Annotated in this window: 13 protein-coding genes; 6 read left to right on the top strand and 7 right to left on the bottom strand. The window is 73.2% G+C overall.

Going from position 1 to position 12,501, the window contains the following annotated elements:
* Nucleotides 1–84: 84 nt before the first annotated feature.
* Genes egtA through egtD form a run of 4 tightly spaced genes read left to right on the top strand, consistent with a single transcriptional unit; the run spans nt 85 to nt 4,377 of the window.
* On the top strand, nt 85–1,353 hold the full coding sequence (gene egtA, locus AB0J10_RS28885; RefSeq protein ID WP_363065536.1) for an ergothioneine biosynthesis glutamate--cysteine ligase EgtA: 1,269 nt from the start codon (nt 85–87) through the stop codon (nt 1,351–1,353).
* Entirely contained in the window at nt 1,350–2,663 is a 1,314-nt protein-coding gene (egtB, locus tag AB0J10_RS28880) for an ergothioneine biosynthesis protein EgtB (protein ID WP_363065534.1), read from the top strand. The genes egtA and egtB overlap by 4 nt, the downstream gene beginning before the upstream one ends.
* The gene (gene egtC, locus AB0J10_RS28875; protein ID WP_363065532.1) at nt 2,663–3,418 is read left to right on the top strand and encodes an ergothioneine biosynthesis protein EgtC; all 756 of its coding nucleotides are present in this window, start codon (nt 2,663–2,665) and stop codon (nt 3,416–3,418) included. The genes egtB and egtC overlap by 1 nt, the downstream gene beginning before the upstream one ends.
* On the top strand, nt 3,415–4,377 hold the full coding sequence (gene egtD, locus AB0J10_RS28870; protein ID WP_363065530.1) for an L-histidine N(alpha)-methyltransferase: 963 nt from the start codon (nt 3,415–3,417) through the stop codon (nt 4,375–4,377). Before egtC ends, egtD begins: the two co-directional genes overlap by 4 nt.
* On the opposite strand, the gene AB0J10_RS28865 is transcribed toward egtD, so the two are convergent.
* From AB0J10_RS28865 to AB0J10_RS28855, 3 genes are all read right to left on the bottom strand, one after another.
* On the bottom strand, nt 4,272–5,234 hold the full coding sequence (locus tag AB0J10_RS28865) for a lysophospholipid acyltransferase family protein (protein WP_363065528.1): 963 nt from the start codon (nt 5,232–5,234) through the stop codon (nt 4,272–4,274). The two genes, egtD and AB0J10_RS28865, sit on opposite strands and share 106 nt — an antisense overlap.
* Entirely contained in the window at nt 5,231–6,007 is a 777-nt protein-coding gene (locus tag AB0J10_RS28860) for a GNAT family N-acyltransferase (protein ID WP_363065526.1), read from the bottom strand. Before AB0J10_RS28860 ends, AB0J10_RS28865 begins: the two co-directional genes overlap by 4 nt.
* Nucleotides 6,008–6,563: 556 nt before the next feature.
* Nucleotides 6,564–7,817: an extracellular solute-binding protein gene (locus tag AB0J10_RS28855; protein WP_363065524.1), complete on the bottom strand. Its 1,254-nt coding sequence runs from the start codon at nt 7,815–7,817 to the stop codon at nt 6,564–6,566.
* A gap of 194 nt (nt 7,818–8,011) precedes the next feature.
* On the opposite strand from AB0J10_RS28855, the gene AB0J10_RS28850 reads away from it, so the two are divergent.
* Nucleotides 8,012–8,236 carry a dodecin gene (locus AB0J10_RS28850; protein ID WP_362884466.1) on the top strand — a complete coding sequence of 75 codons (225 nt, stop codon included), beginning with the start codon at nt 8,012–8,014 and terminating at the stop codon, nt 8,234–8,236.
* 214 nt (nt 8,237–8,450) lie between these two features.
* On the opposite strand, the gene AB0J10_RS28845 is transcribed toward AB0J10_RS28850, so the two are convergent.
* Together AB0J10_RS28845 and AB0J10_RS28840 are read right to left on the bottom strand one after the other, a co-directional pair.
* Complete coding sequence (locus AB0J10_RS28845; protein WP_363065522.1) at nt 8,451–8,966, bottom strand: hypothetical protein; 516 nt, start codon at nt 8,964–8,966, stop codon at nt 8,451–8,453.
* A 31-nt stretch (nt 8,967–8,997) separates the two neighbouring features.
* Complete coding sequence (locus AB0J10_RS28840) at nt 8,998–9,444, bottom strand: cupin domain-containing protein (protein ID WP_363065520.1); 447 nt, start codon at nt 9,442–9,444, stop codon at nt 8,998–9,000.
* 548 nt (nt 9,445–9,992) lie between these two features.
* Here AB0J10_RS28840 and AB0J10_RS28835 point away from each other — a divergent pair.
* Nucleotides 9,993–10,730, top strand: coding sequence for an SDR family oxidoreductase (locus AB0J10_RS28835; protein ID WP_363065518.1), 738 nt, complete (start codon nt 9,993–9,995; stop codon nt 10,728–10,730).
* A gap of 218 nt (nt 10,731–10,948) precedes the next feature.
* Here the strand turns inward: AB0J10_RS28835 and AB0J10_RS28830 are convergent, their stop codons facing one another.
* Both AB0J10_RS28830 and AB0J10_RS28825 read right to left on the bottom strand, forming a co-directional pair.
* On the bottom strand, nt 10,949–11,776 hold the full coding sequence (locus AB0J10_RS28830; RefSeq protein WP_363065516.1) for a tyrosinase family protein: 828 nt from the start codon (nt 11,774–11,776) through the stop codon (nt 10,949–10,951).
* A 17-nt stretch (nt 11,777–11,793) separates the two neighbouring features.
* Nucleotides 11,794–12,201: a tyrosinase cofactor gene (locus AB0J10_RS28825; protein WP_363065514.1), complete on the bottom strand. Its 408-nt coding sequence runs from the start codon at nt 12,199–12,201 to the stop codon at nt 11,794–11,796.
* Nucleotides 12,202–12,501 lie beyond the last annotated feature (300 nt).

Below are 12,501 nucleotides of genomic sequence, written 5' to 3'. Positions count from 1 at the left end.
GCCGCCCCGCTCGAGGGGCACTCTTGTGCGAACCGCAGCGGTGGCATTAGGTGGACGGAACGCCTTCGACAGGAGGAGTCGATCATGGCAGCACCCGGCCACGGGGGCAGCACCCCGCCGCTCACCGAGGACGACGCCGAAGAACTGCTCCGATGTATCTGCTTCAAGACGGGCCCACCCCGCACCGTCGGCGTGGAGCTGGAATGGCTCGTGCACGACCTGCACCTGCCGCAACTGCCCGTCGACGAGGCCCGTCTCGACCGGGCCTTCGCCGGACTCCGGAGCCTGGCGCTCGGTTCGGCGCTCACCTTCGAACCGGGCGGGCAGCTGGAGCTCAGCTCGCCGCCCGCCGCTTCGCTGATGGAGTGCATCGACTCCACGGCGGCCGACCTGGCCACCGTCCGGACCGCACTCGCCCGCTCCGGGCTGACTCTGACCGGCTACGGTCACGACCCCTGGAACCCACCCCGCCGGCTGCTGCGCGAGCCGCGGTACGACGCCATGGAGGCGTGCCTCGACCGCACCGGCCCCGCCGGCCGGTCCATGATGTGCTCCTCCGCGTCCGTCCAGGTGTGCCTGGACGCCGGGTACGAGGAGCCCGGCCCGCTCGGCCTCGGCCGCCGCTGGCAGCTGGCGCACCTGCTGGGAGCGGTGCTCGTCGCGGCCTTCGCCAATTCCCCGGCCGGGGCGGGCGGACCCACCGGATGGCGCTCGACCCGGCAGTCGCTCTGGGCCGGCCTGGACCCGGCGCGGGCCCTGGCACCGCCCACCGGCGTACCGCCGCGCGAAGCCTGGGCCGCACACGTGCTGGACACTCCGGTCATGTGCATACGGGCCGCGGACGGGCCCTGGCCGGTGCCGGACGGACTGACGTTCCGGCACTGGATCCGGTCCGGGAAGCCCCGGCCGCCCACCCGCGCCGACCTCGAGTACCACATGACCACGCTCTTCCCGCCGGTGCGACCGCGCGGACATCTCGAACTGCGCATGATCGACGCGCAGTCGGGAGAGACGGGGTGGATGGTTCCGCTCGCCGTCACCATGGCGCTCTTCGACGACCCGGAGGCCGCGGAGACCGCCTACCGCACCGTCAAGCCGCTCGCCGAGACCGCCGGCGCCCGGCCCGCGCCCCGCAACCCCCTCTGGCAGAGCGCCGCGCGCAACGGACTCACCGACCCCGAACTGCACGGTGCGGCCGTCAGCTGCTTCGCCGTCGCCCTGGAGGCCCTGCCCCGGCTGGGCGCCTCGGAGGCCGTACGGGACGCGGTCGCCGCCTTCCACGAGCGCCATGTCCTGCCCGGCCGCTGCCCGGCCGACGACTTCTCGCTCCTCAGCAAGGAGACCAGCTCATGACCGAGACCCCGGTGGCCACGGACGACGCGCTCAGGAAGCGCGCCCTGGACGCGCTCACCACGGCCCGGGCCCGCACCAGGCTGCTGACGGAGTGCGTCGAGGACGACGAGCTCACCGCCCAGCACTCGCCCCTGATGTCCCCACTCGTCTGGGACCTGGCGCACATCGGCAACCAGGAGGAGCAGTGGCTCCTGCGGGCCGTCGCCGGACGGGACGCGATCCGGCCCGAGATCGACTCGGTGTACGACGCCTTCGAGCACCCGCGTGCCGAGCGCCCGACCCTGCCGCTGCTGTCCCCCGCCGAGTCCCGGACGTACGCCTCCGACATCCGCGGCCGGGTGCTGGACGTCCTGGAGGCGCACCCCCTGCACGGCAGCCCGCTCGTGGACGCCGCCTTCGCCTTCGGGATGATCGCGCAGCACGAGCAGCAGCACGACGAGACGATGCTGATCACCCACCAGTTGCGGCGCGGACCGGCGGCGCTCGACGCACCGGAGCCACCCGGCGGCGGCACGGCCGGGCTGCCGGCCGAAGTGCTGGTGCCCGCGGGCCCGTTCACGATGGGCACCTCCGCCGAGCCGTGGGCGCTGGACAACGAACGGCCCGCGCACCACCGCCACCTGGACGCGTTCCACATCGACACCACCCCCGTCACCAACGGCGCGTTCCAGGCGTTCGTCGCGGACGGCGGCTACACCGACGAGCGCTGGTGGGCGCCCGAGGGCTGGGAGCAGATCCGCAGGCACCACATCGGCGCACCGCTGTTCTGGCGGCGCGAGGGCGGTGAGTGGCTGCGCCGCCGGTTCGGGGTGACCGAGCCGGTGCCCGAGGACGAACCGGTGCTGCACGTCAGCTGGTACGAGGCGGACGCCTACGCGCGCTGGGCGGGACGGCGGCTGCCGACGGAGGCCGAGTGGGAGAAGGCCGCCCGGCACGACCCCGCGTCCGGCCGTTCACGGCGCTATCCGTGGGGCGACGAGGACCCGACGCCCGAGCGGGCGAACCTGGGGCAGCGGCACCTGCGGCCCGCGCCCGCCGGGGCGTACCCGGAGGGTGCCTCACCGCTCGGGGTGCGGCAGCTGATCGGCGACGTGTGGGAGTGGACGTCGAGCGACTTCCTGCCGTACCCGGGTTTCGCGGCGTTCCCCTACCGCGAGTACTCGGAGGTGTTCTTCGGCCCCGGGTACAAGGTGCTGCGGGGCGGCTCGTTCGCGGTGGACGCCGTGGCCTGCCGGGGCACCTTCCGCAACTGGGACCTTCCGGTGCGCCGGCAGATCTTCTCCGGGTTCCGTACCGCGCGGGACGTCTGATGTGCCGTCATATCGCCTTTCTGGGGCGGCCCACGGGACTGGGCGAGCTGCTGGTTCGGCCTCCGCACGCGCTGCTGCGGCAGTCGTGGGCGCCCCGCCGGCAGCGGTACGGGACGGTGAACGCGGACGGATTCGGGGTGGGCTGGTACGCCGAGGGCGACCCGGTACCGGCGCGCTACCGGCGCGCCGGGCCGGTCTGGGCCGATCCGTCCTTCGCCGATCTCGTCCGGGTGGTCCGCAGCGAGGCGCTGCTGGCCGCCGTCCGCGACGCCACCGAGGCCGGTGCGGACGGCGAGGCGGCGGCCGCCCCGTTCGCCGCCGGACCCTGGCTGTTCAGCCACAACGGCGCCGTGCGGGGCTGGCCCGGCAGCGTGGCCGCGCTCGCCGCCGCACTGCCAGCGACGGAACTGCTGTCGCTGGAGGCGCGCTGCGACTCCGCCCTGGTGTGGGCGCTGGTGCTGCACCGGCTGCGGGACGGTGACGAACCGGGGCAGGCCGTGGCCGACACCGTGCTCGACGTGGCCCGGGCCGCGCCGGACTCCCGGCTCAACCTGCTGCTGACCGACGGTGTGACGATCGCCGCGACCGCCTGGGGCGACACGCTCTGGTACCTGGCCGAACCCGGCCGGGGCACGGTCGTGGCGTCGGAGCCGTACGACGACGATCCCCGATGGTGCGAGGTACCCGACCGAGCGCTGCTCACGGCGACCCGCACCGACGTACTACTGACCCCGCTCAAGGAGCCGTCCGCGTGAGCCCGTTCCAGCTGACCCGCACCCTGCCCGAGGACGCCACGAGTGCCGCGCTGCGCGCCGATGTGCAGCACGGCCTGACCCACAGCCCCAAGGAGCTGCCGCCGAAGTGGTTCTACGACGCCCGCGGCAGCGAGCTGTTCGAGGAGATCACCCGGCTTCCCGAGTACTACCCGACGCGTGCCGAGCGGGAGATCCTCGCCGGCCGGGCACGGGACATCGCCGCCGCGACCGGCGCCCGCACCCTGGTGGAACTCGGCTCCGGCTCGTCGGAGAAGACCCGTTTCCTGCTGGACGCCCTGCCGGAACTGCACAGCTACGTACCCGTGGACGTGAGCGAGAGCGCACTGACCGGGGCCGGCGAGTCGCTGCCGGCGGACCGTCCCGGGCTCCATGTGCACGCGCTGGTCGCGGACTTCACCCGGGTACTGGCTCTGCCGGACACCCCTGGCCCCCGACTGGTCGCCTTCCTCGGCGGCACGATCGGCAATCTGCTGCCCGGCGAACGCGCGGACTTCCTGCGGTCCGTGCGCGCGCTCCTGTCGCCCGGGGACGCGCTGCTGCTCGGCACGGACCTCGTGAAGGACGAGGGGGTGCTGGTGGCCGCGTACGACGACGCGGCGGGCGTCACGGCGGAGTTCAACAAGAACGTGCTCGCCGTGGTCAACCGGGAGTTGGGCGCGGACTTCCCGCTGGACGGCTTCGACCACGTGGCCGTCTGGAACGCGCGGGAGGAGTGGATCGAGATGCGCCTGCGCGCACGCGAGGCGACGAAGGTGCGGATCCGGGAGCTGGACCTCGTCGTTCCGTTCGAGACGGGCGAGGAGATCCGTACGGAGGTGTCGGCGAAGTTCCGTCAGGAGGGGGTTCGTTCGGAGCTCGCGGCCGCCGGGATGAAGCTCACCGAGTGGTGGACGGACCCCGAGGGCAGGTTCGCGCTGTCCCTGTCGACCGCGGTCTGAACGGGGCCCCTTCGGGGCCCTGGAACCGCCTGGTGCGGGGCGGTGGCGCCCTGGGGCGCCGCCGCCCCACCGAGGGCGTGATGGGCGGCACCGGCCAGTGCCCGCCGGTCGGGGTGGGCGGAGGCGGGGATCGGCGGCAGGACCGTGATCTCCGCCGTCAGCCCGGCGGTGGCCGCGACCCGCCAGAGCGAGGCGCCCAGCGCGTCGTCACCGACGAACGCGGCCGCTCCCACCGGCCGGTAGGCGATCCGCACGGGCTGTACGGCCGCGCCGGCATCCAGGGCCGCCTGGAACGCGGCGTGCCGGAAGCGGCCCCGCTCCCGGCCGCACCAGGTCGAGCCCTCGGGGAAGACGATCACCCGCGAACCGCGCCGGAGCGCACCGGCCACGGCCGCGACGACGCCGGGGAGTTCCCGCAGCCGGTCGCGGTCGACGAACAGGGTGCCCCCGAACCGGGCGAGCGGGCCGAGCACGGGCCACCGACGCACCTCGCGCTTGGCCAGCATCCGCCCCGGCAGGACCGAGGCGACGAGCGGGATGTCCAGCCAGGAGATGTGGTTGGGGACGACGAGGGTGCCCGGCCCGGAACACTCGGGCACCCGCCGCCCCGGCACGGCCCCCGTCACCCGGATCCGTACGCCGAAGGCCCGCATCACCGCGCGGCACCACAGCCCGACGAGACGGGCGCGGCCGGCCGGTCTCAGGGGGATCGCCGCCGGGGCGAGCACGACGCCCGCGAGGACCGCCGTCGTACCGGCGACCAGGCGGAGGACCGCGGTGGTCCGGCGCACGGCCGGCCACCGCGGGAACGCGCAGTCGGCGGGCGTGCAGGGAGCGGTGGGCAGCCAGACGCTCATTTCACCGGAGCCAGGGAGAGGAAGTGGCGCAGGTAGCGGGGGTTGGTACGGCGCAGTGACAGCAGCACGTAGAGGTCGGCGACGCCGAAGTCGGGGTCGTGGGCGGGCGCACCGCAGATCCAGGCGCCGAGACGGAGGTAGCCCCGCAGCAGCGGCGGGAGCTCGGTGCGGCCCTCGGGGCGGGCGATGCCGTCGGCGCTCCAGAGCCTGTGCGGAGTGACCCAGTAGTCCTCCGGCGCGAGGTGCTTGGCCTTGACGGCGTCCCAGGTCGCGGCCGCGAGCCCGCCGCCGTCGGCGAGCGGCACCGAGCAGCATCCGGACAGCCAGGTGTGGCCGGTGCGGGTCATGTACCGGGCGAGCCCGGCCCAGACGAGGGCGATGACGGCACCGTTGCGGTGGGCGGGGTGGACGCAGGAGCGGCCCACCTCGACCAGGTCGTCGCGGATGGGGGCGAGCCGGGACAGGTCGAACTCGGTCTCGGAGTAGAGCCGTCCGGCGACCCGGGCGCGCTCGGGCGTCAGCACGCGGTAGGTGCCGACGACCTCGCCGGTGTCCTCGTGGCGCACCAGGATGTGGTCGCAGTACGCGTCGAAGGCGTCGACGTCCAGCCCGGGTTCGGGGCCTTCGAGGCGGGCGCCCATCTCCCCGGCGAACACCTGGTGGCGCAACCGCTGCGCGGCCCGTACGTCCTCCTGGTCCCTGGCGAGCGACACCACGTAGCGGGGTTCGGTGGCCACGAGGGGGGCGGGGACGACGGCTGGCGATGCGGGCATGGCGGTCTCCTCTGCCGGAACGGTGGGACCGGACCTCGGCTGCGGCGGTCCGGCCCCTAACTAATTCCGTGACCGGCTGGATTCGACATGACGGCGGTGCGGAGCGGGGATGTGCGCCGTCTTAACGCCCGCCCTCCCCGTACGGGGGCGGGACGGCGGGCGGTGGGGAAGCACAGCGGCGGGGGATGGCCGCTTCGTGGCACACCTCGGCTCGTTCGGCCGGGGGAGCGCCTCGGCGACGGACTCCGGCGCGGACGCGACCGCTCCGTCCGGGGCACCGGCCTTCGGCTCGGGCAGCGAGGCCGCAGCGACGTCCCCGGCGCGGGCCTTCGGCTCAGGCAGCGAGGCCACGGCGCGCGTGGGCGCTGCCGTCTTCGCCTGTGCGCCGGCGACCGCCGCGCCTTCGAGGGTGAGCACGCCCGCGGCGACGGTGGCCGGTGCGGACCTGGCGATGACGTTCGCGGCGATCCTCCCCTCTCGTGGTGCGGCGGATGCGCCGGGTCCTTGTCGCACGGCGGACCCGGCCGACGCGGGATCGGGGGACGAGGGGCCCGGCTCAGCTGCCGGCGAGGGCGGCGGTGATGCGCTCGGAGGCGGCCAGGCCCGCGGTGGCGGGTTCGGCGCCGCCCAGCACCGCGGTCATGTACGGCTTGATCGGGTTGTCCTCCTCGACCTCGGCCCACTGCGGCGAGTTCGGCGTGGCCCGTCCCTGTGCGGCACCGGCGGCCATCGCGGCGGTGCCCTCCTGGCCCTCGACGACGGAGGCGAGGCCGGTCTTGTTGGGCACGTAGCTCATGGTCCTCGCGAGATCGGTCTGCCAGCGTTCCCCCGCCAGCGCCTTGACCACCTCGATCGCGGCGGCGCGCTCCCCGGCCTTCTCGGGGATGATCAGGTCGGAGCCGCCGGTGAACACGGCACCGGGCTTCCCGGCGGACTTCCCGGGGACGGGGAAGAAGCCGAGCCTGCCTTCGAGCGCCGGGTTCTCCTTCACGACCAGGGTGGCGGCGGACGGGGTCGCGATGATCTGGGCGACATCGCCCTCGGCGAAGACCCCGGTCTGCGGCGGGGTCATCTCATCGGCGTCAGCGGGCCCGTCCCCGAGAGCCTGGAGCTTTTTGTAGAAGGTCATCCCGCGGACGGCTGCGGGCTCGTGCAGGGTGCCCTGCCAGACGCCGCCCCGGTCGGCGGCGAGGTCGCCGCCCTCGTCCCAGACGAAGCCGGCGAGGGTGTACCAGTCCTGTCCGGAGAGGTATATGCCCTGCGTTCCCCCGGTGTTGAGCCTCTCGGTGTCCTCGAGCCACTCGGCGCGGGTCCTGGGAGGGCGGCCGATCCCGGCCTCCTTGAAGAGGTCCTTGTTGTAGACGACGACGCGGTTGGCCGCGTACCAGGGGATGCCGTACTGCGTACCGTGCACCCGGCCCGGCTCGGCGAGCCCCGGCAGCCAGTCCTCGCCGCCGAGGTCGCGGACGGACTCCAGGGTGAGATCGAGGAGCCCCTCACTCTCGGCGTACTGGGCGACCTGGGTGTTGCCGACCTCGATGACGTCGGGGGCGTCGTCGCTCTCCAGCGCCGCGAGGACCTTCTTCCCGATGCCGGTCCACTCCTGGAAGGTGACGTCCAGCCGGACTCCGGGGTGGGTCTGCTCGAACTCGGTGACGAAACGCTCGAGGAAGTCGTCGGAGACGCTGTCCTTCATCAGCCAGACGGTGACCGTACGGTCGCCGGACCCGCCGCCCGGGAGAAGCCCGCACGCCGTGAGGGCGGTTGCGGACACGGCGGCGACGGCACCGGCCAGGAAACGGTTCATCACGTAGGTCACCTTTTGCGTGAGGGCACGGGGAAGTGCACACGACATGGGGGGAACGAACGGGATTCGCGACGGTTGCCTGTGGAATTTTGGTCTGGACCAAGTTCGGGGGTCAAGTCCCGATGTCTCGCGGAGCCGGACGGGCTGGGGCACGGTGGAGTGGAGCCAGCGACACGGCTGAGAGGAGAACGGCCCTCATGTCCCACCACACCTACCGGGTCACCGAGATCGTCGGCACTTCGCACGAGGGCGTCGACCAGGCCATCCGGAACGGCATCGCCCGAGCCGGGCAGACACTGCGCGGCCTCGACTGGTTCGAGGTGACACAGGTGCGCGGCAACATCGCGAACGGCGAGATCGAGCACTTTCAGGTCGGCCTGAAGGTCGGGTTCCGGATCGAGGACGCGGAGGGCGCGGGCTGACACCGTCACCCGACCGGCCGCACGGACCCTCATGGATCCACGGGCCCCCACCGACCGGACCGGTTGCGTGACACACGCCACGTGGCCGGGCTGGGCGCGATGCGCGCCGGTGTGCCGCCGCGCCGCCGGTCCGGACGACCGGCCGTGCGCGCGGACCGTGTGGCGGTCGCCTCCGTCGTGTACGCCCCGGGTACGTCCCGGGTGCGACCCTCCGTCAGGTACGACCCTGCGTCTGCTGGGCCGCCCGCACCGCCGTGGAGGTCGTGGCCCAGCGGGCCCGTACGACGCGGAATCCCGCGTGTTCCGCCGCGTCGCAGACGAGTTCGTCGTCGTCGACGAGCATCCGGATCTCCCGGGTGCGCCCGAGGCGCCGCAGGACCTCCAGCTTGGTCGTACGCGCCGGGCGGCGGTCGTGGTCGCGCCTCATCCAGATGCTGCCGAGGGGCAGGCCGTGGCGCTCCAACCACTCCACGGTGTCCGCGCGGCAGCGCTCGGGACGGCCGGTGAGGTACCCCACCTCGCACTCCCCCGCGACCTCCGCGACCAGTCGCAGCCCCTGCGGGAGCGGTGCGTCGTCCGGTGCCGCGGCGAAGAAGCCCGCCCAGTCGCGCGGCCTGCGCTCCAGGAAGTGCTGCCGGTGGCCGGTTTCGGCGAGGGTCCCGTCCAGGTCGAAGACCGCGAGCGGCCTGCCACCCGGGTTCGTCTGCGTCTGCTGCGTCACGGGCCCCAAGGGTACGGCCCACCGGCACACCGAACGGCCGTCAGGACGGTCTGGGCGCCCGCCTGTCCTTGCGCTGCTCCAGTTCGTCCTCCTCGACGAGGACGAGCATGGGCTTGTCGGGGACGCACATCATCGTGACGACGAACCTGACCGGCACGTCGTCGCGGTGGTTGCCGTCCTGGTAGTGGATCACGTCACCGCCGGGCTCCCAGAACGCCTCCCCCGCCCGGACCACCCTCTCGGGCTCCCCTTCCAGCTCGAAGACCATCTCGCCCTCCACCACATAGCCGAAGGCAGGTCCGAGGTGCCGGTGGGGCGGTGTGCCGGGGTCCCCGGGAGGAAACTCCACCCGCAGGGTCATGACGTGCGCACCCTCGGGGACGGAAGGCGGTTTCGCCTCCTGGAGCACGGTGACCGCGGTCTTCCACGCGTCGGACCGGTGCCCCTGGTGCGCCGGGGCTCCGGCCACCGGCTCGTCGTTCGCCATCACGCCACCTCCGTGTGGGCGAGCCGGCACGGAGAGCCGATCGTCGTGCCAAGGGGTGGCCGCGCCACGCACAACGCCTCGGCCGATCCGGCCCGGATGTCGTCTCGTCGCGTGAGTCGGGCTACCGCCTGCCGCGGTCCGGCGCGGCGCGGCGCGCGGAAAGCGGACAGGCGTACGACGTCAGACTACTCCGTCCACGGACCCGCCACCCCCCGTCGCCCGGTCGCCGGCACCGCCGTCACTCCTTCCCGGCGCCGCCCGACGGCTGCCTCCGGTCATCGGCCCGCTCCGGCCCCTCCGTCCGCACTGCGGCCGTCATGCGGTGGGGCGTACGGTGGTCACGGGTGACGGCTCCCGTCGGGAGCCGCTCGAACTCCGGCCGCGCAGTGCGCGTCGGGGCGCCGACGGGCCCCTGTGAGCGGCGAGGGCCCGGCGCCGGGCGTCCGCTCGGCCCGCAAGGGGTCGGCCCGGTCGACGACAGGCCGGACGTTTCGAGCCGTCGCCGCGGTGACGCCTCGGGGACGGGAGCGGCCGACGAAAGGTGCGCCATGAAGTTCACAGTCCTGGGGGCAAGCGGCCGGATCGGCTCCCGATCGGTCGAGCGGCTGACGGCGGCCGGGCACGACGTCGTACCCGCCACGCGCTCCACCGGGGTCGACGTGGTCAGCGGCGAGGGCCTGCGGGAGGCCTTCTCCGGCTCCGACGTGGTGATCAACCTGACGAACTCCCCCGTGTTCGACGCCTCCTCCATCGACTTCTTCGAGACCTCCGCGAACGCGGTCGGGGCCGCGGCCGAGGAGGCCGGCGTCCGCCATCTGGTGATTCTCTCGATCGTCGGCGTGGACCGGGTGCCCCAGCTCGACTACTTCCGGGCCAAGACCGCACAGGAGAACGTCGTCGCGAGCGGGCGCACCCCGTACTCGATCGTGCGGGCGACGCAGTTCTTCGAGTTCGTCGAACCGATCATGTCCTGGACGACCGACGGCGACGTCGTCCGGCTGCCGCGAACCCCCCTGCAGCCGATCGCCGCCTCCGATGTGTCCGCGGCGGTCGTGGGCGCCGCGTCCGGCACCCCGTTGCAGGGCATCCGCAACGTCGGCGGCCCCGAGGTGTTCCCCCTGGACGAGCTGGGACGTGTCACTCTGGCCGCCCGACCCGACGGGCGCACCGTGGTCACCGACGACGAGGCGGGTCTGTACGCGCTGGTGGCGGGGGACGTGCTGGTCGCGCCGGAGGACTCAGACCTGGGCCCGACGTACTACGGGGACTGGCTCGGGCGCCGATAGCGCCCGCTCCCGGCCGCCCTCCCGGCGTCGAGGGAGCCCGTTCCCGACCTGCGCGGGACGGGTCCCCGGGGGGCGATCGCCGTCCGTCCGGGCCCGGCTGGACAGCGAGAGCCCGGGTGAGCTGCCGGACGTTCCGGGTTTCGCGCGCCGGCCGGTGACGGGCGGTCACCGGCCGGCGCCACGGCAGCGTCAGCCGGGCCCGAGCCCGGCGACCGGTGTCAGGCGGCCGTGTCGTACGTGTAGTACGGCCGGTGGTCGAGCATGTCCGCCGGAGTCACGTCGTTCCACGGGCGCATGGTGTCCCGGAGGTCCACGACGTTCGGAGTGCCGGCGGCGGGCAGGTAGGGGGAGTCGGGGTGGCGCCGCTGCCACTCGGACCAGAGCCTGTCGATGAAGGCGTGGTGGAGCCAGAAGACCGGGTCGTTCGGGGAGACGCCGGTCGCCATCTGGCCGCCGACCCACACATGGACGCGGTTGTGCAGATTGACGCCGCGCCAGCCCTCGAGGTGGTTGCGGAAACCGTCCGAGGAACTGTTCCACGGCGGGGCGTCGTAGGTGGACATCGCCAGGACGGAGTCGACCTCGGCCCTGGTCGGCAGCTGACGGCCGCCCGAACCCAGGGCGCGGCGGAGGAAGTTGCGGCCGTCGACGCGGACGTTGACGGTCCAGCCGCCCGACGCGGCCGCGAAGGGTCCGTCCATGACCTGCCCGTCACGGGCGCGCCCGGTGCCGCCGAGGAAGTCGGCGGCCCACAGCGAGGAGGCGGTGCTGCGGTCGGCCGTCCAGTCCCAGTAGGGCAGTGCCACGGACGGGTCGACGGACTGCAGTGCCTGCTCGAACTGGATGAGGAATCTGCGGTGCCACGGGAGGAACGACGGCGAGCGGTGACCCACGCGGTCTCCGTTGTCGGTGTCGCTCATGATGAAGGCGTTGTGTGTGGTGACGAAGGAGTCGTACTGCCCGTTCCGCTTGAGGGCGAGCAGGGCGTTGACGAAACGCCGCTTCTCGTCGGCGGTGAGCTGGGCCTGGTTCTTGCGTACGGTCATGGCGGTGGTGCTCCGGTTCAGCCGAGGGCGAGCGGGACGAGGGCGGCGCCCTGGAGTTCGGTGACGGCCGCGCGGGCCAGAGCCTTCGGGGTGGCCCGTGGCTCGTAGTGGTTGATGACACTGATCCAGGTGCCGTCCGCGTTCCGCATGACGTGCAGCTCCTCGCCGTCTATGCGGACGGTGTAGCCGGCGCCGTGTCCGCCGTGGTGCCCGCCCCCGTGACCGCCGTCGTGCGTGGGACCGCCTTGTATACGGCGGCCCTTGTAGACCTCGTCGAACGAGCCCGGTACGGCGGTGGCGCCCTGGTCGCCGTGCGCCCGCGGTTCGGTCCGCTGCACCGCGGCGTGCGCGGCACCGGCCGCGGCGAGGCCGGCGGCGGCGCCCGCGGCGACGCCCAGCGCCTGGCGGCGGGTGATTCCGGACATGCTTTACCCCCAAGTCGATGTGGTGGAAAGGCGGTTCCGGTGGTCGGGCCGGAAGCGCCGCGACCATGCCTACAGGCCGCCCGGCGCAGGGCAGTAGTCGAGGGGGACGGGTTGGCCGTCATACGGACAACCCGCCACACACAGTGCAGGTTTGAACGGCGTTGATCTTGCTGTTTGCGGCCTTTGCGCACCCTCTGGACGCAAGAAGCGCGGCCGAATGTGACAGTCGTGTGAAAGATCTTCACGGCTCAGCCATCCGACGTGCCCGGCATCACAGGGAAAATCTGTCCGGAAAATATG

The sequence above is a fragment of the Streptomyces sp. NPDC049887 genome (genome assembly GCF_040656535.1).
Taxonomy (GTDB): domain Bacteria; phylum Actinomycetota; class Actinomycetes; order Streptomycetales; family Streptomycetaceae; genus Streptomyces.
The sequence above is the reverse complement of the archived record's forward strand: the minus strand, read 5'-3'. Positions and strand labels throughout refer to the sequence as shown.